Here is a 24159-nt window from a genome sequence, read left to right on the forward strand (position 1 = left end):
GCTATCTACTTTCCTCACAAATATAAATTATATTATTACTAATAAATGCTATTTTATTATCTTCTATATATTTTATATTGTCTATGTTATACTCTGAGAAATATGATTTCATCAGTTCACCATTTTCTATATTATATATCATTATTCTTTTTCCATCTGTTATTATCAATTCATTTTTATTTATATCCATCGTTTTTATTTCTTTTAATGGATGTATTATTATATTTTCTAGTTTACCATTTAGAATATTGTATATAAATATATTTGATTTTATATCTTCAATTAATATTTGATAATCATTTTTTAAGATAATTACTTTTTTATTGGATTTAATATTGTTATTGATCTTATATACGTTTCTTTTTGCAAACTGTGTATTAATATTCTATTTCCTGGTTTTGAGTTTATACTTCCACTTAACCCATTATACGATATTATGTATTTGTTATCATTGGATAATTTTATTGCTTGTACTATTCCATAATGACCTGTATACTTTTTTGTTTCTTTTTTGGCTTTATAATCATATTTTACTATTTCATAATTTTTATTCCCATAATATATGTATTCTCCATCAAAATCTGCTATTTTCTGTATTTTTTTATCTTTATACAATAATTTTCCTGTGTTTATATTATATAGTTCAATTGCTCCATTTTCACATGAAATAAATAATTTATCTTTAATTATTTTTATTTTCGACAGATAATCTTCTAACTCTTTTTTAAAAATTATTTGTCCTTCTTTTTTTATTGTTAATTCTGCATATTCATTTTCTATTATTTCATATCCATTTTGTATATTATAATATTTTATATTTTCTTCATATTTTTTATATTCTTTTAAATTTATATTTTTATAATCAACATCTTTTCTTTTTGATTTTTCATTATCTTCTAAAAGATAGAAATTTATATAATCATCATCACTTTTTATGAGATATTTTTCTGTCAAAATTACTTTGTTTTTCACAGGATCAAATCCTGCATTTTTTTCATATTCTACTTTAAAATCTTTTAAATTTATTTTTCGAATTATTCCTTTTTCATATAATATATATAATGCCTGTATTTTTTTATTTGTTGATATATCATGTATATATTCATTATTATTAATATTTTTTATAATTTTTAAAGTGTTTTTTTCCAATATACTTAATTCATCCATTCCAGAAAGGATTATTATATATTTTTCTGTTTCAACAATTTTTCTAATAGGTTCATCTGATATTTTTATAATTTTATTTTCTGTTATTATATTTCCATCTGTTGTTCCATATATTATATTCCCATCTATTTCTTTTATTGTAGAAATATATTTATTATAATCCATTGTTTTTATGTGTTTCCCGGTATCAATACTGTATTCTTTAATTTCATTTATTTTTTCTCCATTTACTACTATTAATTTTTTTTCATTTTCTAATATAAATATAGATGGAATTATATATTTATAATTTATATTTAATTTTATCTTTTTATTTGTGTTATTTCTATCAAAAATATAAAATGAATTATAATCTTCAAATTTTACTATATAATTTTTTGAAACTGCTAAAGGAATTGAATCATAAATCTCTATCTTTTTATTATTTAAATAATATATGAAACCACTTCTTGTAGAATAATCTAAATTAAAAATCAATGTATTTAGCTGCGAATTAAAATAAAAATTATTTGTAATATTTTTTATTGAATATAATTTTTTTAGTTCCATGGTATCCGTAAAATTATGATTATAGTATTTAAAAATCATTTTATAGTAATAATTACCTTCAAAATATGTCTCTCCCAGCCATTTAAGCCAGTTTTTAGCATATTCTTTTAATTTTTCCTCCAGCATTTTTTCTGAAAGGATTCCAGATTCCTGATATAATTTCTTTAGTTCATTATAACCATACTTTTTTGTAATAAAATCAAAAAATGAAATACCAAAAGTATAACCATTATTATAATTAAAGAAAATCTTTTTAAACTTCTCATTAAACGTCAAATCTTTAAATTCGTCAGAATCTATTATTATTTTTTTATTATTTTATTATAACTATTTATAACATATGGATTATCATACCATCTAAACCAACTTGCAAAAGCTTCATCTATATATGGAACTCCACTTTTACCCCATAATATACCACATAAACCATGAACTATTTCATGCGGAACAGCCCATATGGTTGAAAAAATAAAGGTTTTAATTTTATCCTTATCCATTATCGCTGTAGTAAATGACGCATTCTTGTTAGAAAATGCCAATTTATCTGCATCATTATTAATAATGACAATAACAATTTTTTCTGGGATTTCTTTTTCTTTAAATACTTTAATAAAATAATCTACCTCATCCTGAAATAATTTTGCATAAACAGCAATATGTTTTCTAAATGGAGAATCTTTTTCAAAATAAATCTCTAGATTTTGTGTTTCATATTTAACATAATATTTTTGTGCATAATCATATAATGAATGCAATTTATTTTTATCGATTTTTACATATCCATATAGTATATTACCAAATAAGATTATAATCAGTAAAAACAAAATTTTTAAGTATTTCAAAACATCCACCCCTTTCCCTTTTATGAATTAAAAATTTTAATTATATTACAATTAAAAAAAATACATATATTGTGAATTTTATAACTTTATAAGTCGCAAATTATAAATGATTTATATTTTTCGTTATAATAGACATACTAAAAAATTTTTTTACTTATTTTATTCAAAATAATTTTATCAAAAAAACAGCAACATTAACGTAAATTTGTGGTAAATTTCTCTTTTCGTAAATCTAATAAATTTACACCTTTATTATATCAACTGATATATTTTTATTGTTAAATTTTAGTTTATAGAAAGCTTTATATTATCAATTTCTTCGATGTTAATATATTTTTATATAGTAAATATTTTGAAATTTTTTACTAATCTAATACAAATAAGGGACCTGCAAAACAGGTCCCTTAGGTTATTTACTATTTACTATTTATTTTTTATTATGATGCAGCGCTTTCTTCTGATTGTGATTCTTCTGTTGGGAATGTTGGTAATTCGAATACAGAAATTTCAGATTCCAAGAAAGCCTTTAATCCAGTACCAGCTGGTATTGGTTGTCCAACAATAACATTTTCTTTTAGACCCATAAGGTAATCTTCTCTTCCTTCTAATGCAGCTTCTGTTAATACTTGAACTGTTTGTTGGAATGATGCAGCACCTAACCAACCTTCTCTTTCAAGAGATGATTTTGTTATTCTTAATAGTTTTCTTTCAAATCTTGCAGGTTCTTTTGGATTAATTAAATATACTTTCTTTTCTCCGACTAATCTAATTTCTCCATCTTCAGTTTCTAATAATTGAGGTTCTGTTTTAAATACTTCAACCTCTTTTATACCAACTTCGATTATTTTATCTAATAATTCTTTTGTAACTTCATCACCAACTTCACCGATTGTTTCATTTTCATCGCCATTTTTTATAGAAATTTTTTCGGCTAATTTCTTGCCAATAATATCTTCTCTATTTTCTTCAACTTTTTTATTTTCTTCATAAATCTTTTTATTAACTTTTTCTACAGCTTTAATGTTTACTAAATCTTTAGGCATAAAGTCTGTATCTCCAGCATATGTTATTTCAACTTTATTGAACATTTGTTTGATTATTATTTCAAAGTGTTTATCGTGGATCTCAACACCTTGTTCAGCATAAATCTTTTTGATTTCCTTTAATAGATAATCAAATGTAACTTCTGCCCCTAATTCTTCTAATAATCTTCTTGGTTTTATATTACCGGAAGTTAACCTATAACCCGGTTCTACTTTATCCCCTTCTGATACTGTAGGTTTAACTTTTGGATCAGCAGTGTATGTATATAATTCGCCTTTAAAATCTTCAACTATGAATACAAGTCTTCCTTTTTCATCCCTATCAATTTTTCTAACAATACCCTTTACTGTAGAGAATTCGGCTTCAGGACCTTTTAAATTCTTTCTTGCTTCAAATAATTCTTCAGCTCTTGGAAGACCCTGTGTAATATCACCTGCTGTAGCAATACCACCAGTATGGAAAGTTCTCATTGTTAATTGTGTACCAGGTTCTCCAATTGATTGGGCAGCTATAATACCAACTGATTCACCGATATTTACTATTTTATGATTTGATAAATCCATACCATAACATTTAGCACAAACACCATGTTCAGCTTCACATGTTAATATAGACCTTACATAAATTGATGGTCTAACTTCGATTTCCGAAATATTATATCGTTCTAATTTTCTTGCTGTATCCTCATCAATTTTTTCCTGATAATTTGCCAGTGTAATTAATTTTCCATTTTCATCTTCAACTTTTAGATTATCTCCTACGAATACGAAGTTAACAGCTTTATATTCTTTTATATCAACGGTTTTTACATTATGTTGTTTTAATGAAAGAATTAAATCATTATCAATTTTTGTACCTTTTGAGAATAGTAATTCACCGTCAATTATTACATCACTATTTAATATATTATGTAAGTATAAATTAATATTATCAATCTCAATATCTTTAATTGTTTCAACTACTGGAATCTTTGTTTTGTAGTTTGCTAAGAATTCAGCATCTTCTTCGTCTAGCATTACATCTTTAACGTATTTTTTACCTGTTTCTGGATGTGAAATTATTTCATCAGTTTGTGGATCTAATACATCTTTGGCTAAAACTCTACCGAATAAGTAATCAGATAGTTTTTCTATTCTTAATCCATCTGCAATTAACTCTCTTGCTTCGATACCTTTTTCAGTACCACAATCTGGTTCTGTAACGGTAATTGATTGTGCAACATCTACTAATCTTCTTGTTAAATAACCAGCTGTAGATGTCCTTAATGCTGTATCAGCAGAACCTTTTCTAGCACCGTGTGTAGAGATAAAGAATTCTAATTCTGATAACCCATTTCTAAAGTTAGATTTAATTGGCAATTCAATAACCTTACCTGATGGATCAGCCATAAGACCTCTCATACCGGCAAGCTGTTTCAACTGGTCGATATTACCTCTAGCTCCGGAATCAACCATCATCCATACTGGATTGAATGGATACTTTTTGAATTCTTTACTTGTTACTTCAGTAACCGCAGCAATTGTCTTTTCCCAAACTTTAACGACTTCTTTATATCTTTGTTCATCTGTTAAATAACCTTCTTCATAATATTTTTCGATTTCCATAACAGTCTTTTCTGATTTTTTGATAATTTCTAATCTTTCTTTTGATTCAACAATATCTCTTACAGAAATTGTTAATCCAGATACTGTTGCATAATGGAATCCTAAATATTTGATATCATCTAACAAATCAGCTGTTCTATCAATTCCATGATATTTAAATGTGTCAAATATAAGATTTTTAATTTCTTTCTTTTGTAGATTTTATTGAAATCAGGATTAAATCTTCCAATTGGTTCTGGAAGAATTTCTTTGAATATTAATCTTCCAACAGTGGTTTTGATAATTTCGCCGTTGTTATATAACCCAATTGGTTCATGTAATATCAATGTTGGTTTTGACCATTTTAACTCACCGTTTTCAACTACTACCTCATGTCTTGTTATTTTTTCATATTCATGGACATAAAATGCCTGGAATTCATCTCCAAAAATATATTTAATTTTATTGTTATTTTCAATTAAATCCTTTGGATTTTTAGGCAATTCTTTAGAATCAAAGTATTTTTTATCAACAGTGGTTAGATAATAAGCACCAGCAATCATATCTTTACCTGGCATTGATATAGGTTTTCCATTAGCTGGTGAAATGATATTATATCTTGACAACATCAAAAATTTAGCTTCAGCCTGAGCTATGTTTGATAATGGTACATGAACAGCCATCTGGTCTCCATCAAAGTCAGCGTTAAATGGAGGACATACTAATGGATGTAATTGTATAGAATTACCTTCTATCAATCTTGGGATGAATGCCTGTATAGAAATTCTATGTAATGTAGGTGCCCTGTTTAGCATTACAGGATGTCCTTTAATTACTTCTTCAAGCATTTCCCAGGCTTCAGGCATTTCTTTTTCTATAATAGTTTTCTTTAATTTTCTTGCATTCTTACTTGATGCATTAGAATCTTTTAATAATTTATTCAATACAAATGGTTTGAATAATTCCATTGCCATTTTCTTTGGAAGACCACATTCGTGTATTTTTAATTCAGGACCAACAACGATAACAGCCCTTCCTGAATAGTCAACACGTTTTCCAAGAAGATTTCTTCTAAATCTACCTTTTTTACCTTTGATTAAATCTGTTAATGATCTTAAAGGTCTTCCACTTCTGTCGGTCATAGCTTTACCAACACGGCCATTATATATTAAAGAATCTACAGCTTGTTGCAGGATTCTTTTTTCATTTCTAATGATTATTTCAGGTGCTTCAATTTCAAATAGTTTTTGAAGTCTGTTATTTCTGTTTATAACTCTTCTATATAAGTCATTTAAGTCTGTAGCAGCAAATCTTCCGCCATCTATTTGAATCAAAGGTCTTATATCTGGTGGAACTACTGGTAATGCTTCAATTATCATCCATTCTGGCTTATTACCGGATTTTAAGAAGTCTTTTACAACTTTTAATCGTTTAATTAATTTTAAGGCTTTTGCACTTTTTTTATCTAACTTTGCTAATTCTGCTTCTAATTGTATTTTTAATTCATGTAAATCAATATTTTTGAGTAACTTTTTAATAGCCTCTCCACCATAATCAGCAGTTATTTTATCACCATAAAGTTCATAGTATGCTTCATATTCTTCCTGTAATAATGTGCTCCCTATACCTTTACCAATCTCTTTTTCGACTTCTGGGTCTATAGCTGTTATAACCAATATAGGGTATCTCTTTCTATATCTCTTTCTATCTCTATTGTAGAAGGATAGAATTGTTCAAAAATTAAGTATTCACTGGCTGTTAATATTTCTTCTTCATATAAAAATGTGTCAGCTAATTGTGTGCCTTCTTCTATTTCATCGCCTTCTTCAACGAATAATGTAGAACCTTCGAATATAGGCCATTTTTCTTCTATACCATTTTCGTCTGTTATTTTTACCCATGTAATCTCATGTTTGGCTTGAGTCATTTCTGTTTCAATGCTTACAACACCGCTTCTTTTGGCCATTGGTTTGTTTTTTACGTGTAAAACCTTCACAGCCTGTTCTACTTCAAAGTCCATTTTTTCTTTAAAAATTTCATATTCGGTGTTATGAAGCATATCACCATAATCAAACATATCAGAATCTTTTGGATCCGTAATTAACCATATTTTTTCAACAACCCTTTTTGAACCATAATAAATGATGTTTTCTAATTCTTTTACTGGTATATTCAATAGTATGGATAAAATAGATGGTGACGATTTCAAAAACCAGATATGTACCACTGGAGCTGCTAATTCTATATGCCCATTTTTCTTCTTCTGGCTTCTTTAGATTCTACTTTAACACCGCATCTTTCACATACTGTGCCTTCATACTTTTTACCTTTATACCTACCACAAGTACATTCATAATCTTTAACAGGACCAAAAATCTTTTCACAGAATAACCCATCTCTTTCAGGTTTAAATGTTCTGTGATTAATAGTTTCAGGTTTTTTTACTTCTCCACTTGACCATTCTCTTATTCTTTCAGGAGAAGCAATTCCCACTTTGATTTTTGCAATTTTCCTTTTAAATGATGATGTCATTTTACCCATGCTTTACCCTCCTTGAGGGATTTATAATTTATCTACATCTAATTCATTACCGTCTTCATCAAACAAACGAACATCTAACATTAACCCTGTAATTCTTTAACTAAAACTTTGAAACTTTCAGGAATACCAGGATCTGGTAAATTCTTTCCATTTAATATGGCTTTATATACTTCATTTCTACCTTTAATATCATCTGATTTATATGTTAGCATTTCTGTTAATGTATGCGCAGCACCATAAGCTTCTAATGCCCAAACTTCCATTTCACCGAATCTTTGACCACCAAAATGTGCTTTACCACCCAATGGCTGTTGGTGAATTAATGAGTATGGACCTGTAGAACGTGCGTGCATTTTATCTTTTGCAATGTGAACCAATCTTAACATATACATGTATCCAATAGCAATTGGATAATCAAAAGGTTCACCTGTTCTACCGTCTCTTAACACGATTTTTCCACTTTCAACTTCTGGAGTGTCTCCTAAATCAAGTCCATATTCTTTACGAACTTTATCCAATTCATCCATTCTATTATTTTTTCTTGCTTCATATAATGCTTTCATAATTTCTTTTTCTTTTGCACCATCAAATATAGGAGTAGCAAAATGTTTTCCTGTTAATTTTGCTAACCAACCAAGATGCATTTCCAATACCTGCCCAAGGTTCATACGTGAAGGAACACCTAAAGGACTAAGTATCATTTCAATTGGTTTTCCATTTGGTAAGAAAGGCATATCTTCTTTTCTTAAAATATTTGAAACAACACCTTTATTACCGTGCCTACCAGCTAATTTATCTCCAACGTTTAACGTTTTCTTTGAAGCAATATATACTTTAACATATTGATTTACACCAGTTTCAAGGTCAGGAATATCTTTTCTTGTATATACTTTTACATCAATAACTCTACCTTCAATTCCATGAGGAACAGTTAATGAAGTATCTTTAACGTCTTTACCTCTATCTCCAAAAACTGATCTAATTAATTTTTCTTCTGGAGATGTTTCTGATTCACCTCTTGGAGTTACTTTACCAACTAAAATATCTCCTGATGTAACGTAAGCGCCAACTCTAACTATACCATGTTCATCAAGATTTCTTAATGATTCTTTTTTTACATTTGGAATATCTGCTGTAATTTCTTCAGGACCTAATTGCGTATCCATAGCTTTGGTTTCATATACTTCAATATGTAATGAGGTAAATGTATCTCTTTCGAGCAATTCTTCATTTACAAGTATAGCATCTTCAAAATTATAACCTTCCCATGGCATAAATGCTACAAGTACATTTTTACCCAATGCTAATTCTCCCATATCTATTGCCGGTCCATCAGCAAGTGGAGAACCTTTTTCTACAATTTCACCTATTTCAACAATAGGTCTTTGATTTATAGTCGTATCCTGGTTTGATCTAATAAATTTCCATAATGTATATTTATCCTGAACTGGATTTCCATAATTATCCAATATATCTTTTCCATTTTCATCTATTCTATTAATTATAATTGTTTTTGCATCAACATAGGATACTCTACCTCTATGTTTTGCCTTGATTACATATCCAGAGTCTCTAGCAGCTAACCATTCAACACCAGTTCCTACAAAAGGAGCTTCTGTAATCATTAATGGAACAGCCTGCCTTTGCATGTTAGAACCCATCAAAGCACGATTAGCATCATCGTGTTCAAGGAATGGGATTAATGAAGTTGAAACACTAACAATCTGTTTTGGTGTAACAGCAATAAATTCAACATCTTCCCTATGAACATATGTAACCTTACCAGCATGTCTGATTTCAACGTATTCTGCTTTAATCATTCCATTTTCATCTATTTCAACAGAAGCAGGAGCAATAATTTTTTCTTCCTCCTGATCTGCAGTTAGCCAATAGGCTCCCTTTTCATATAGAACTTTCCCGTTTTTAACCCTATAATATGGTGTTTCTAAGAAACCAAACTCATCAACTCTTGCCAATATTGCCAAAGAAGTAATCAAACCTATATTTGCTCCTTCTGGTGTTTCAATTGGACACATTCTTCCGTAGTGTGAATGATGAACATCACGAACCTCGAATTTTGCATGTTCTCTTTTTAGCCCACCAGGTCCAATAGCAGATAATCTTCTTTTATGAGTCAATTCAGACAATGGATTAACCTGATCCATAAATTGAGAAAGTTGACTTGTTGCAAAAAACTGATTGATAGTTGTCATTATTGCTCTTGAATTTATCAAAGAATTTGGATTTAATTTTTGAATATTTGGTATGATACTCAATTTTTCACTTAGAATAGGCAGCATTTTAGAGAATGATCTTTCGAATTCAATTTGCATCAATTCTCCAACTGACCTAACACGTTTATTACCTAAATGATCTCTTGTATCAAGTAATTCTGGATTTTCTTTCATTTCTAATAAATGTCTTGAAGCTAACACGAGATCAAGTTTGGTTAATATTCTCTCCTCTTTATGAGGATATTCAATATCTTCACCCTTTTCAATTATTTTTCCTTCGACTTCAATTAAATATTTTTTATAAACATCTTCCATTCTATTAACTATTTTTTTCCTACCAATCATTGAGAAGTCGAAAGTATTCGGGTTAAAATATAAATTATTAATATAATCAGTTGCAATATTTACTCTAGGAATTTCACCAGGTCTCAATTTTTTGAATAATTCTTTATAAGCATCTTCGGGAGTTAGGATAGAATCTTCGGATTCATAACTTTTTTTAAACAGGTCTAACGTATTTTGAGCAACAATATGAGCTACTGTTATTTCTGAAACTCCTAATTCAAGCAATTCATCAACAATTTTTTCTGTTAATCTAACACCTCTATATGTTTTTGTATCTTTATATAAATCTGAGCTTTCTGGAACTGCTATATCTGAAAGTATTGTTATATTTTTTTCCAGATATTCAGTCAAATCATAATTTAAATTGATTTTATGAGGATATAAATCTAAAATAGCGAGATCAGAATCATATCCTAAAGCTCTTAAGAATAGGAAATAATTAAATTTTCTTTTCCTATCAATTCTGATTTGTAAAAAATCTTTTCCTGGATTTGGGTTATAGATTATTTCCAGCCATGCACCTTTAACTGGTAGGAAATGAGCAACAAAATATGGTCTTGTTTGTTTAACACTTTTTTGTTCTTCGCTAACAAAATAAACACCAGGAGATCTAACGAGCTGGTTTACAACAACTCTTTCTGCGCCATTAATAATAAATGTACTTCTATCTGTTATTTTTGGGATATTACCAAAAAATAAAGAATCACTGGGTTCAATAATTTCCCCAGTACTATGATCTGTTATTCTTATTTTAGCTTTTAATGGAACAGTATAAGATAACCCTTTTTCTTTACATTCCATTTCTTCAAATATAGGATCTTCCGTCCAAACTTCTGTAAACTCCAGAGAGATTTTAGCTTTTCTTTTTCCTTTTAATTCAACTGTAACAGGAGAGTATTTGTCTAAAACCTCTTTAACACCTTCTTTTACAAACCAATCAAATGAATCAAGTTGAATTTCCAATAAATCATGGAAAAGTGAAATGTCCTCTTTAACCTTACCAAAAAAATGCCTTTCTCTTTTTCCCACCTTTAACACTCGGGTGTTCACAAAGAATCACCTCGTCTTCCTAATTTTTTTATTAGCAAAACAATACCGCATCAGACTTTAGTCTGATGCGGATAAATTATATCATATAAAAGTTTATATTTCTTTAAGAAATTACTTCAATTCTACTTCTGCGCCAGCTTCTTCTAATTTCTTTTTAAGTTCTTCAGCTTCGTCTTTTGTAGCTCCTTCTTTAACAACTGCATCTGGAGTTCCTGCTTTTTCTACTAAATCTTTAGCTTCTTTTAATCCTAAACCTGTAATTTCTCTAACAACTTTAATTACATTTATTTTCTTTGCACCAAAGCTCTTTAATACAACATCAAATGAATCTTTTTCTTCTGCTGCTGGAGCTGCTGCACCTGCAACTGGAGCTGCTGCTACTGCAACTGGAGCTGCTGCTGATACTCCAAATTCATCTTCTAAAGCTTTTACTAATTCTGCTAATTCTGCTACAGTCATTTCTTTAATTGCTTGAATTAATTCTTCTCTTGTCATTCCAATACACCTCCTGAAAATATTTAAGTATTATTATTTTTCTTTTTCTTCTCTTATAGCATTCAAAGCATATAAGAACTTTCTTAAAATTCCGCCTAATGCACCAACCAAACCTGAAATAGGAGCATTTAAGCCACCAACCAACATAGCAAGCAACTGTTCTTTTGAAGGTAATTTTGCCAATTCTTCTGCTTCTTCAGCAGTGAATGTTTTACCTTCTAAGATGCCAGCTTTTATAACTGGAACTTCTAATTTGTTTTTCTTTTTAAATTCTACTAAAGTTTTTAAAGCTTCAATAGGATCTGCGTCTTTAGTATATAAAAGAGCAGTGTTTCCTTCTAAATATTTTTCATATTCTTCTAAATTTAAACCTGCATTTTTTATTGCAGTTTTAATCAAAGCATTTCTAGTGATTTTAAAATTAACTTTGTTTTCAAAATTTTTATATAATTCACTTCTAAATGCATTTGATTGTGCTACAGTCATACCTTTAAAATCAACAAAAACAACTATTGAAGAATCTTTGAAAACACTTTCCAATTCTTTTAACAACTCAGCCTTTTGAGCTCTTGTTAACACCGACTCACACCTCCTCTAAAAAAATCTGCGGTCCCGAGGACCGCAGAAGCGCTAAAACATTATTGTTTTATTCTTCAGCGTACCTCGGCAGGCGGGTATCCACCACATTATATATTACCTGCTGTCTTCAGTACTTATTCATTTACGTGAGTATTATAACACAAGATTTATTACTTTTCAGTTAAAAATTCAGAAACGTTTAATTTCAAACCAGGACCCATTGTTGGAGCTAATGAAACTTTTCTAATAAATTTACCCTTTGCTCCAGATGGTCTCATTTTTTCTATTTGTTGTAAAGCTTCTACAATATTTTCTTTTAATTTATCTGTTTCGAATGATTTTTTTCCAACAGCAATATGTAGATTTCCAGTTTTATCATTTCTTACTTCAATTTTTCCAGCTTTAAAGTCTTTTACTGCATCAGCAACATCATTTGTAACTGTTCCTGATTTTGGAGATGGCATTAATCCTCTAGGACCCAAGATTTTACCTAATCTACCAATTTCTCTCATCATATCAGGTGTTGCAATTGCAACATCAAAATCTGTCCAACCACCCTGTACTTTTTGAATGAATTCATCTGAACCAGCATAATCTGCTCCAGCGTCTAAAGCTTCTTTTACTTTATCACCTTTAGCGAAAACCAAAACTCTAACTTTTTTACCTGTTCCGTGTGGTAAAGAGATATTGCCTCTTACCTGTTGATCATTTTTTCTTGGATCAATACCTAAAACCATATGCAATTCTATACTTTCATCAAATTTGGCAGTGGCCAATTTTGGTATTATTTCTAAAGCTTCATCTAATGTATAAAATTTTTCTCTATCAATTAATTTTTTTGCTTCTAAGTATCTTTTACCATGTCTTGACATTCACATACACCCCTTAACCTTCTACTACTTCAATGCCCATATTTCTTGCAGTACCTTTTATGATTTCCATAGCTGCTTCAATTGTTCTTGCATTTAAATCGGGCATTTTGATTTCTGCAATTTCTTTTACCTGTGACATAGTGATCTTTCCTACAATTTCCCTACCAGGATTTGAAGCACCTTTTTTAAGTCCAGCTGCCTGTAAAATTAAAAAAGAAGCTGGGGGGTTTTTAAAGTAAATGTAAATGATCTGTCTTCAAAAACTGTAATTTCAACAGGAATAATCATTCCGGCTTTATCTGCAGTTGCAGCGTTAAACTTTTTACAGAATTCCATTAAGTTAACACCATGTTGACCTAATGCAGGACCAACTGGTGGAGCAGGTGTAGCTTTACCTGCTGGCAATTGCAATTTAACCATTCTAGCAATTTTCTTTGCCATATGTTTCCCTCCTTTGTGGTATTAGCGGAGTAATCCTCCACTATTTTTAATCAATTTTTTCTATTTCTGTTAAGCCTAATTCTACCTCAGTCTCTCTTCCAAACATATTAATTGTAACTTTTACTGTTTGCTTATGTAAATCAATATTGGTAATTTTTCCAGTAAAGAATTCAAATGGTCCACTAACAATCCTTACATGTTCTCCTATTTCATAGTCTGCTCTTAATTTGCTTTCTTTCATTTCGTAGCTTTCTTCACCTGTTAATCTTAATAAAGCTTTTACTTCTTTCGTTTTTAATTGAACAGGAGTGCCACCTATATTAATAAAATTAATAACATAAGGGATGTTTTTTACCATTTCCTGAGTTTCTTTGTTTAAAATCATTTCTATAAACATATATCCAGGAAATAACCTTGAAATTCTTGTTTTTAGTATTATAATTTCTTTTCTACTTGCAAAATCTCTAATTTCAACTTTTCCTGAAGATTTAGATTTATATTGTCTTTTATTACCCAAAATCTGTCCTTTTTCTACATATGTTCCCTTTTTAAAAGCTGCAGAATCAAAATTATCTTTAAATATTAAATATACATCATTTGAATTTGATTCTGTTTGAATAACAACTCTTTTCATTTTCTCAATAGAGATAATAATACCATCAAGATCAGCTTCATATCCCTCAGCTTTAGCTAAAGGAATACCTGCGTGTATTCTTGAATTTACTTTTAAACCACCAATAATTTTAGCGCTTTCTGGAATCAAAAAAGTTTTAGTAAACTTCTTATCTTTCGTCTCTACAATTATTTTTCTAAAATTCTTAACCTCGACAATAGTTCCAGAATTTTTTACGACAACAGGTGGTTCTTCTGCAAGCAAATCACCTTTTTTTACATTTTCTCCATTTTTTACAAAAACAGAAGCATCTTCAGAAACAACAAGTCTTTCAATTTTTTTATTGGTTAAGTCAATTTCACTTTCTTCTGGTATCAATATTTTACCAAACATATTTTCTTTCTCATATAATTTGGCTTTTTCTTCAATTAATTCTTTAACTTTGTATTCCATTCCAGAGAAAGTTTGTAAAATATACCATTTTTTACGCATGTCTATTCACCTGCTTTTCAACATCATTGAGTAGCGCCAGTACCTAAACCACTTTTAATGCCGATTAAAGGATAAATAACTTTTGAAAAGAAGTTTAATAATCCATAATCAGCAATAAATAAATATAAAGATACAAATATTAGTATAGCTAATACTATCAACGTTGAATTTAAAGCTTCTTTTTTGTTTGGCCATTTAACCTTTTTAGATTCTTGCATAACAGAACTTAAAAATAACCAAAATTTCGACATCAAAACACCCCCAAAATTTAATCATGACCCCCTAAATTAGGGGTTGATTTCCTTTTTTAGAAAACTTTTACATTTTATATTTTTGATTCAACATGTAAAGTGTGTTTATTGCAATGAGGACAATATTTTCTAAATTCTAACTTTTTTTTAGAAGTTCTTTTTCTTTGTTTGTAATAATTTCTTCTATTGCATTCAGTACATTTTAGCGATACGGTTAAAACAGGACTTTTTGCTGCCATTTTATTTCACCTCGCATAACATTATAATTAATGAAATGGTGGTGAGGGAAGGATTCGAACCTTCGAAGGCAATCCGCCAGCGGATTTACAGTCCGCCCCTTTGGCCACTCGGGCACCTCACCACCGGTAAGTAAAAAAATATGGAGCCGACGAAGGGACTTGAACCCCCAACCTGCTGATTACAAGTCAGCCGCTCTGCCAATTGAGCTACGTCGGCAACTCATCCGTGGGTTATTATACCAGATAAAAACCGTGCTGTCAATTACTTAACGATTAAGAAGTTATTACTCATTTGCAACATTATATCACTAATAAATGAACACGGATTTATTTTGTGACAGTGAAAAAAATTTCATAGTATATCCGAGCATACTTACGCATACTCATGCATACTCACGCATACTTATAATAATTTTATTTAACAGTGAAAAATTTATCATACTCATAAAAATTCATGAATTTTCAAGTTTTTATTTTTTTATTACATCGAGTATAATATTAAGGGGTTTTAAAATTTTTTTGTAGGAGGTTTTACAATGAGCATTAACGTTTATTCTGAAGTTAAGGATTTAAAAAGAGTTTTATTGCATAGACCTGGTTTAGAATTGGAAAATATGGAGCCAGATTTATTAGAGGAACTATTATTTGAGGATATACCTTATTTAAAAAAAGCACAGCAAGAACATGATTATTTTGCTGAAATTTTAAGAACAAATGGTGTTCATGTTGAATACGTAACAGATTTATTGGCTACAGCATTAAGTGAAGATGAAATAAAAAAACAATTTGTCAAGGAGTATCTTGATTTAAGTGAAGTTAAAAATCAATATATATTAAAAGCATTGGAAGAATATCTTTTGAGTTTTGATACAAAAGGAATGATTAACAAAATAGTTAGTGGTGTTAGGATAAATGAGTTTAAATTAAAGAAAGAAAATTTTTCGACAAAGGTAAGAATGAATAAACAGTTTTATTTATTACCTTTACCTAATTTATATTTTCAAAGAGATCCCATAGCTTTTGTTGGAAAAGGGATTGTAATAAATAAAATGATGACTAAGGCGAGGAGAAGAGAGTCATTGTTTATGAAATATGTCGTGAAATATAATAAAGATTTTGAAGGTACTCCAATATATTATGATATGAATAATCATTTCGCAATTGAAGGTGGGGATGTTCTTGTTTTAACGGATAAAGTTTTGGCAATAGGAATATCTCAAAGAACAGAGCCAGAAGCAGTGGAAATATTGGCAAAAAAATTATTTTTTGAAACGGATGAAAGTTTTGATACAATACTTGCAATTAATATTCCTAAGAAAAGAGCATATATGCATTTAGATACTATTTTTACAATGGTTGATAATGATAAATTTTTAGCACATTCAAAATTGGAATCCAGCTTATTAGTATACGTTATTAAAAAAGGAGAAAAAGATCTGGAAGTAATAGAAGAAAAAGCTTCTTTAGAAGAAATATTACAAAAATATATGAACAATGGAAAAATAAAAATTTTAAAATGTGGTGGAGAAGATGAAATTGCAGCTAAAAGAGAGCAATGGAATGATGGATCAAATGTATTGGCTATTAAACCTGGCGTTGTAATAGCTTATGATAGAAACTATGTAACCAACACTTTATTGAGAGAAAATGGAATTAATGTTATAGAAATACCATCAAGTGAATTATCCAGGGGCGTGGTGGTCCAAGATGTATGTCCATGCCTATGAATAGAGGCTAATGTTAGTAATTTTAATAGGAGGTGGTGGTGTGAGTAATAATAAAGTTTTGGGGTTGTTTGCATTGACCATGATTGTTATTGGTTCAATGATAGGTGCCGGGATATTTAATTCCCCTGCCGATTTGGGTAGTGTTGCCAATCCAGGTGCTATTTTAATAGGATGGTTAATTACCGGATTTGGAGTTTTTGCTCTTGCTATGGTTTTTCAATTTTTATCTTATAAAAAACCGGAGCTTGAAGGTGGAATCTATTCTTATGCAAAAGAACAATTTGGTGAATTTGTCGGATTTAATTCTGCCTGGGATATTGGTGGTCAGCATTACTTGGGAATATTGCTTTTTTTGCCGTTATAATGAAAATATTAAGTGGCTATTTTCCTGTGTTAGAACAGAATAAATTTATTGCATTGGTATTTTCAAGTATTATTTTGTGGGTATATCATTTCTTAATCATCAGTGGTATAAGAACAGCAGGATTTACAAATGCAATTTTAACTATTTTAAAATTAGTTCCATTGTTTTTAGTTGCAATCCTTTCTCTTTTTGCATTCAATCCGGATTTAGTAAAAGGAATTTTCTTTTCAACTAAATTAGCTGCAACTGGTGAAACATCTTCAATATTTAACCAGATTAATAATAGCTTTGGAACAATGCTATGGGCATTTATTGGTATAGAAGGTGCTGTGGTTTTATCAAATAAAGCCAAATCACAGAAAGATGTTGGAAAAGCAACAGTAATTGGTTTTCTTATTACTTTAGTGATTTATATAGCAGTTTCAGTATTTACAATGGGAGTTGTACCTCCTTCAGAATTGGTAAATTCGACATCTCCTTTGGGAACAGTTTTAAGTAAAATAATGGGAAAACCAGGACAATATATTTTAGATTTTGGTTTCTTATTTTCTGTTTTTGGAGCATTATTAAGTTGGTTGTTATTAACAGCAGAAATTCCATATATAGCTGCTGTTAAGGATAATGTTTTTCCAAAAAAGTTTGCAGAACAAAATGAGCATGCAACACCAGTATTTTCATTAACAGTAACTAATATTATAACTCAGATATTTTTATTAACTCTTTTATCAGACACTTTACAGAATGTATATAATACTATATTTTACATTGCTACAACAACAATATTGCTACCTTATTTCTTTTCAGCAGTATTTGGAGTAAGGGTAGCAAATGAAGAGAATAATGGCTTATATAAATTTTTTGGTTGGGTTGCTGTAATTTATACTGCCTGGGTAATTTATGCAGTTGGTTGGATTTATATTATTACGGCATTGGTAATATATTCATTTGGTATTTTTGCATATCCTATAGCAAAGAAAGAAAAAGGAGAAAGCTTAACAGGGCTCAGAAAACAATCTATGGTTTAATGTGGATCGTTTCGATAATTGTTATAATATTAGTAGCAACAGGGAAATTAGTTGTTTAGAAATATTATAAGCTTTTAAAAATCAATGATACCTCCAAAGTAGTTATTAAACTACGAGGAGGTATTTTTTTGTGTTATAATGTTATGTTATAAACATAAAAGGGTGATTGTAGTGAAAAGATCCTTTCTTTTTTATTCGTTTTATTTATTTACACTTTTATTTTTTCATTTCCAAATGATTTAATATTGTTATTTGGAAATCCGCATTCACACACATCATTTTCTGATGGAGAACCTGGATCGGTTCCTTCTGATGCATACAAATATGCAAGAGATATAGCAAATTTAGATTTTCTAGCAGTAACAGATCATGCATATTATTTTGAAGCAGATTATAATGGAAGAGATAAGTTTGATGTTATGAAAGATATGGCAAATAGTGAAACAACGGATAATTTTGTTGCTATTGCTGGTTTTGAATGGACAGCAGGTAGTGGTCATATTAATGTATATGAATCAAAAAGTTGGACAAGTAGGAACGTAAAAACTACAACAGAAGAATTTTATGACTGGATAATTAAAGAAAAAGCATTAGCACAATTTAATCATCCAATATCTATGTTTGGAACATTTAAAGATTTTGAATACTATCCGGAAGCAGATTTATATATTAATATGATTGAAGTTGGAAATGGGAGTTGGGCAAGAAATGAAACTATAAATGATGAGATGTTTGGGAATTATATGAATGCACTAAAGAAAGGATGGCATGTAGGAGCAACTATTGGCCAGGATAATCATGTTGCAAATTGGGGAACTGGCAATGATTCAAGGACAGCAGTTTGGGTAAAAGAAAAAAATAAAAAAGAAATACTAAATGGATTTAAGAATAGAAAAACTTATGGAACAGAAGATAGAAATGCCAAAGTTTGGTTAGAAACTAATGATGCAAAAATGGGAGATATTGTGCATTATACTAAAAGGCCTGAAAAAATTGTTTTAAAGGTATTTTATGAAGATCCTGACGGAGAAGATATAAAAAATTTAAATATATTTACACCAAATAAAGAATATACGTTTAATAATTTACCATCTTCTTTTGAAAAGGAAATAGAAATACAGGTTGATTCGAATTACTTTTTTGTTTTTGCCAGATTGGATCAATATGATGATGAAAGTATAGTTACTTCTTCTATATGGTATGAGCCAGAAAACAGTATTAGAATTTTTGAGATGCCTAAAATAAAGATGTATAAAAATTCTAATAATAATTATAATTTCTATGTATATAATATTTCATCAAAAAAATCTCTGGCAGATATAAAAATATATATAGATGATAATTTAGAATATGAAAATAAATTCCTTTTAGGTTCATTTGAAAAAAGATTATTAAAAACTGAGCTGAATTTACCCGATAAAAATGTTGTACATATGAAAGTTTATATTAATGATTTTTTATGGTACGAAGATGATATTCATTTAGAGAGTAAAATCAAAATAACTTCTTTAAATGTTAATGCTGGATTTTTAGAAAAAAAGTATGTTATAAGTAATAATTTTGAGAATGAATCAAAAGTCATTTTAATACGGGCAAGTTCATTGGAGGATACTTCAATATTTGACAAAATAAAAGAATTTTCTAAAAATAAAAGAATTGGAATTATATTGGATAAAATTAATAAACAGGTGTTACAATTAATTCCATCTAAATATATAGTATCTGAAAAAATTTTTAAGAATGAAAAATTAAATAATTTATATTATAATGAGGGTTTTATTATTACTTTTAAAAACAAAAAGAGAGGTTTTGTTATAAATAAAAATTATATTATTTTCCCCGGAAATCCTTTTGAAAATGATAGTAATGAAACATTTATTAATAGACTGCTAAAAATTAAATAATAATATTATCTAAATTTTGGTGAACTGCTTTGTCAGTTCACTTTTTTTATACTACTTTCATTAATGATATATGCCAGTTTATCAGAAATGATTTTTATTTGTTTATGATAAATGATAATATTTTGTTGGAGGTGAAAATATGAGAGAGTATTGGTACTTTTTGCCATTAGTAGGGGTTATATTTATACTTATGGCATTTCAAATAAGTGATTATAGTATAAAAGAAAATACAGCTATTCCTGATAAAATAGCAGATTTAAAAGGGATTACTGAAATAGAACTTGATGGTTTAAACGTTAATATAAAATTTGATCCAGAATCAGATAAGATTTTTTATTCTGATATTTTAAAAACAAGAATTATAAATAGCAAATTAAAGCTTGATAGTATGGGAAAAGGTAAGAATATGGAAATTGTTATTGGATCGAAAAATAAATTCAATAGTATAAAAATAAATGGTTTAAATATTCAAATTAGTGGGAAAATAAATTCTGAAAATTTCAATATCGATGGAGCCAATGTTATATTTAAAGATAATACATTTTTTAATAGTAATGAAATAATAATAAATGGTACAAATGTGGTTATTAAAGGATTATATGATACAAATATTATTGATATTAGTGGTATTTCTACAAACATCGATATTAAAGTAATTAATTGTAAAAATATCAGATTTGATGGAATATCCATAAATGCAAAAATTGAATATAAAGATATATGGGAAGGAATCAGAACTATTAATTTCGATGGAATTTCCAATAATGTTATTATAAAAATGAGAAAAGATAATAAAGGTGAAGTAAAAAGTAATAAAAAAATGAAAATTATAAGATATTAAAAAATTTAAAGGAGGGATTAGTATGAAAAAGGTAATTTTAATGGCTGTTTTGGCTTTGTCTTTAACGATGTTTTCGATTAATTTTGGTGGTGGCGGATATATGTTTAATTATATTCCTAAAGATCAGGTTTCACAAATTAATCCATTGAAAAAATATGTGAACTTTGATGAAGTAATTTTACATGGTGGTGGTGGAATAGGAATTATGCCTAATGGTTCATATATGGGGGTGAAGGTTATAGTGGAGAAGTAGTAAATGGCAATTACAAATTAATAATTTCCCAGGGATATTTTACTTTTGGAAAACACATAAATATATTTAAGGTGCTGGGGCTCAATATTGGAATGGGAATTGGTGGTGGAGAAACAATTATTAGTAAGAAAGTAGAAGAATCCAGAAGTAGTAAAACAGTAGACGATTTTGTTAATGATGTAAATTCTGTACCTTATGTGATACAATTAAAAAGAGATGAATTATCTGTTTCGCCTAAAGCAAGTCTTTATTTTAATATTATGGATTTTGTTAGTTTTTTTGTGGAAGGAAGGTTTACATATAATTATTCACCTGAAAATTGGAAAATAGAAGGGATATATACTGTAACTGATAAATTACCAAATTATAATTACTATTATTCGTTTGGGGCAGGTATTATGTGGGGGTTCTGATGAAGAAATGCATTATAGTTATTATTTTATTAATTTTATCAATAGGAACATTTTCAAATAATAGTATTAATATACTAAATGCATATCTGAAAAATTTTGATTCTTTTACTAAAAAAGAGTTAGATAATATTTTGAAGAGTTTCAATAATGCTAAAAATATGGATAATTTGTTGAAAATAATTCACGGTAGTATATTGGTAAAAAAATCCAGATATGAATGGTTTTTTCCTTTAAAATATTATTATATATACGCAGGTATGCTGGAAATGAAAGAGGTTGTTAAAAGCGATTTTGACAACCTCATTTATCGTTATATACGTGGAAAAACAGCATATGAAATTATTAATTATGATTTTTCCAGAGAAATATTTATAAATGATTTTGAATATATATATATTAGGGCTAATGAAAAATTTAAAGAAAATTATGATTTTGGTGAGATATTATTTAAGCTTTCTAAAATATATAAACATAATAATCTAGAAAGAAGTAAAAAATTACTTGGAGAATTAAAAGAATATAAAAACTCTTATTATTACAGGATGATATATGATGAGAAATAAAAATTTATATAAAATATTGTTAGAAAATCAAATAGGGTCACTGCTCGTGGTATTATTAATATATATATTCTCTCCATATTTTAATTTATGGTATGGTATTTTAATTGCAGAAATTTTTTCAAATTCCATAGGTCTAATCTATTATATTCTTCAAAGATTTTTAAAAATATTTGTGAAAATAGAAATAAGATTTCTGGATAAAATAGTTAATATTTTGATTTTGATTTTTAGTATTTTTTCTGGTATAGTTATTTCAGAGTATATAATGTCGAATCTTCTTGCTTTTAATGTTTTTCCATCATATAAATATCTATTTTTAATAACTATTGTTATTCTTCTGTTTTTAATATTTTCTATTATTATTATATATAAAAAGTTAAATGAAGAAATAAGAAAAAACGAAAGGTTGAAAAATGAAAAGTTAAAGGCAGAATTAGTATCACTAAGATCAAAACTAAACCCACATTTCTTATTTAATACATTAAATACTTTACTGGAAATAGGTCAGGAAAATTCGGAACAAATGGAAAAAATTATAATAAATCTTTCAGATATATATAGAAAGATATTATATTCTTCAGATAAGGATCTTGTCTCTTTGAATGAAGAAATAAATTTAATAAAAGAATATCTTGAGATAGAAAAAATTAGATTAGGAAATAGATTAGAGTGTAAATTTGACATAGATGATAATCTAAATGAATTTAAAGTACCACCTTTGATATTGGAACCTATTGTTGAAAATTCTATAATTCATGGAATCTCGAAGAAGAAAGAAGGAGGAAAAATAAGTGTTTCTGCTTTTAGAAAGGGAAATACTGTAATATTTGAGGTTGTGGATAATGGTATAGGAAAAATTAATGATATAAAATTCGGTTTTGGACTTATAAGTATAAAAAATAGGTTGGCATTAACATATGATAATGCAAAAATTGAATTTGAACAGAATAAACCATCAGGAATAAAGGTAATAATAAAAATCGGGGATGAAAATATGTTAATAAAAAGTATTATTATTGAAGATGAAGAGCATTCTTTAAATAGATTAAAAAAGCTTTTAGCTAATTTTGATTATATTAATTTAATTGGAGAAGCAAAATCAGGTAAAGAAGCTATTGACCTGATAGAAAAGAATAGGCCTGATTTAATATTTCTTGATATCAATTTACCGGAAAAAAATGGATTTGATATATTAAAAGAACTTTCTTATGAACCATTAGTGATTTTTGTCACCGCTTATCAAGAATATGCTATAAGAGCATTTGAAGAAAATGCTGTTGATTATTTATTAAAACCATTTGACTTAAAAAGACTAAAAATATCCATTGAAAGAGTAATAGAAAGGAAACAGGTAATAAATAAATCTTTATTGGAAAAAATTAGTCATAGTAATTATTTAAGAAAATTTTCGGTAAAGGATAGAGATATAATTTTAATTATTCCAGAAGAAGAAATATATTATTTTAAAGCAGAAGATAAATATGTTTTTTTATGTACTAAAAGTGAAGAATACTATTACGATGATACATTAAAAAAATTAGAAGAAGCTCTTGATCCAGAAAAATTTATAAGAATACATAAAAGTTATATTATCTCTGTTGATCATATAAAAAAATTCAAAAAGTTTTTTGTAAGAGATTATATAGTAGAATTAGATAATGGTATAGAATTAAAAATAGGTAGAAGCCATTTACATCATATAAAAGAAAAATTTAAATTCTAACGGGGGTGT

The 24159-nt window shown here is 28.4% G+C and carries 15 protein-coding genes, 2 tRNA genes, 5 pseudogenes and 1 other annotated feature; of the genes and pseudogenes, 8 read left to right on the top strand and 14 right to left on the bottom strand.

From position 1 onward, the window contains the following. Position 1 precedes the first annotated feature (1 nt). From DJ007_RS06145 to DJ007_RS06210, 14 genes and pseudogenes are all read right to left on the bottom strand, one after another. Positions 2 to 190, bottom strand: a complete 189-nt coding sequence (locus DJ007_RS06145) for a hypothetical protein (protein WP_129408778.1) — start codon at positions 188 to 190, stop codon at positions 2 to 4. 122 nt (positions 191 to 312) lie between these two features. Next, the gene (locus tag DJ007_RS06150; protein ID WP_129408779.1) at positions 313 to 1992 is read right to left on the bottom strand and encodes a hypothetical protein; all 1680 of its coding nucleotides are present in this window, start codon (positions 1990 to 1992) and stop codon (positions 313 to 315) included. Between the two features lie 26 nt (positions 1993 to 2018). Continuing rightward, the gene (locus DJ007_RS06155) at positions 2019 to 2558 is read right to left on the bottom strand and encodes a hypothetical protein (RefSeq protein WP_129408780.1); all 540 of its coding nucleotides are present in this window, start codon (positions 2556 to 2558) and stop codon (positions 2019 to 2021) included. A gap of 437 nt (positions 2559 to 2995) precedes the next feature. Beyond that, positions 2996 to 7726: pseudogene (locus tag DJ007_RS20065) on the bottom strand (DNA-directed RNA polymerase subunit beta'). Between the two features lie 21 nt (positions 7727 to 7747). Next, a pseudogene (gene rpoB, locus DJ007_RS06165) lies at positions 7748 to 11355 on the bottom strand (DNA-directed RNA polymerase subunit beta). Between the two features lie 111 nt (positions 11356 to 11466). Beyond that, a complete protein-coding gene (gene rplL / locus DJ007_RS06170; RefSeq protein WP_129408781.1) occupies positions 11467 to 11850 on the bottom strand; it encodes a 50S ribosomal protein L7/L12 in 384 nt (127 codons plus the stop codon). Positions 11851 to 11883: 33 nt separating this feature from the next. Continuing rightward, a complete protein-coding gene (gene rplJ / locus DJ007_RS06175) occupies positions 11884 to 12429 on the bottom strand; it encodes a 50S ribosomal protein L10 (protein ID WP_129408782.1) in 546 nt (181 codons plus the stop codon). Between the two features lie 9 nt (positions 12430 to 12438). Further along, positions 12439 to 12578, bottom strand: a sequence feature (ribosomal protein L10 leader region). 21 nt (positions 12579 to 12599) lie between these two features. Continuing rightward, positions 12600 to 13301, bottom strand: coding sequence for a 50S ribosomal protein L1 (gene rplA, locus DJ007_RS06180; protein WP_129408783.1), 702 nt, complete (start codon positions 13299 to 13301; stop codon positions 12600 to 12602). A gap of 13 nt (positions 13302 to 13314) precedes the next feature. Next, positions 13315 to 13742 (bottom strand): annotated as a pseudogene (rplK, locus tag DJ007_RS06185) (50S ribosomal protein L11). 46 nt (positions 13743 to 13788) lie between these two features. Next, on the bottom strand, positions 13789 to 14847 hold the full coding sequence (locus tag DJ007_RS06190; RefSeq protein WP_129408784.1) for a transcription termination/antitermination NusG family protein: 1059 nt from the start codon (positions 14845 to 14847) through the stop codon (positions 13789 to 13791). 23 nt (positions 14848 to 14870) lie between these two features. Then, positions 14871 to 15098 (bottom strand): preprotein translocase subunit SecE, encoded by a 228-nt coding sequence (gene secE, locus DJ007_RS06195; protein ID WP_129408785.1) that lies wholly within the window; start codon positions 15096 to 15098, stop codon positions 14871 to 14873. 74 nt (positions 15099 to 15172) lie between these two features. Next, the gene (gene rpmG / locus DJ007_RS06200) at positions 15173 to 15337 is read right to left on the bottom strand and encodes a 50S ribosomal protein L33 (RefSeq protein WP_047267463.1); all 165 of its coding nucleotides are present in this window, start codon (positions 15335 to 15337) and stop codon (positions 15173 to 15175) included. A 36-nt stretch (positions 15338 to 15373) separates the two neighbouring features. Further along, a tRNA-Tyr gene (locus tag DJ007_RS06205) sits at positions 15374 to 15459 on the bottom strand. 19 nt (positions 15460 to 15478) lie between these two features. After that, positions 15479 to 15554, bottom strand: a tRNA-Thr gene (locus tag DJ007_RS06210). A gap of 319 nt (positions 15555 to 15873) precedes the next feature. Between DJ007_RS06210 and arcA the strand changes: the two are divergent. From arcA to DJ007_RS06255, 8 genes and pseudogenes are all read left to right on the top strand, one after another. Then, positions 15874 to 17075, top strand: a pseudogene (gene arcA / locus DJ007_RS06215) (arginine deiminase). Between the two features lie 86 nt (positions 17076 to 17161). After that, a pseudogene (locus DJ007_RS06225) lies at positions 17162 to 18453 on the top strand (basic amino acid/polyamine antiporter). A 245-nt stretch (positions 18454 to 18698) separates the two neighbouring features. Further along, the gene (locus DJ007_RS06230; RefSeq protein ID WP_129408788.1) at positions 18699 to 20357 is read left to right on the top strand and encodes a CehA/McbA family metallohydrolase; all 1659 of its coding nucleotides are present in this window, start codon (positions 18699 to 18701) and stop codon (positions 20355 to 20357) included. 139 nt (positions 20358 to 20496) lie between these two features. Then, entirely contained in the window at positions 20497 to 21198 is a 702-nt protein-coding gene (locus DJ007_RS06235; protein WP_129408789.1) for a hypothetical protein, read from the top strand. 22 nt (positions 21199 to 21220) lie between these two features. Then, positions 21221 to 21451 carry a hypothetical protein gene (locus tag DJ007_RS06240; RefSeq protein WP_129408790.1) on the top strand — a complete coding sequence of 77 codons (231 nt, stop codon included), beginning with the start codon at positions 21221 to 21223 and terminating at the stop codon, positions 21449 to 21451. A gap of 92 nt (positions 21452 to 21543) precedes the next feature. After that, positions 21544 to 21864 carry a hypothetical protein gene (locus DJ007_RS06245; RefSeq protein WP_129408791.1) on the top strand — a complete coding sequence of 107 codons (321 nt, stop codon included), beginning with the start codon at positions 21544 to 21546 and terminating at the stop codon, positions 21862 to 21864. Then, positions 21864 to 22427, top strand: a complete 564-nt coding sequence (locus DJ007_RS06250) for a hypothetical protein (RefSeq protein WP_129408792.1) — start codon at positions 21864 to 21866, stop codon at positions 22425 to 22427. Before DJ007_RS06245 ends, DJ007_RS06250 begins: the two co-directional genes overlap by 1 nt. Then, positions 22414 to 24150 (top strand): LytTR family transcriptional regulator DNA-binding domain-containing protein, encoded by a 1737-nt coding sequence (locus DJ007_RS06255; protein WP_129408793.1) that lies wholly within the window; start codon positions 22414 to 22416, stop codon positions 24148 to 24150. The genes DJ007_RS06250 and DJ007_RS06255 overlap by 14 nt, the downstream gene beginning before the upstream one ends. Positions 24151 to 24159 lie beyond the last annotated feature (9 nt).

The sequence above is a fragment of the Marinitoga lauensis genome, assembly GCF_004135675.1.
Taxonomy (GTDB): Bacteria; Thermotogota; Thermotogae; order Petrotogales; family Petrotogaceae; genus Marinitoga; species Marinitoga lauensis.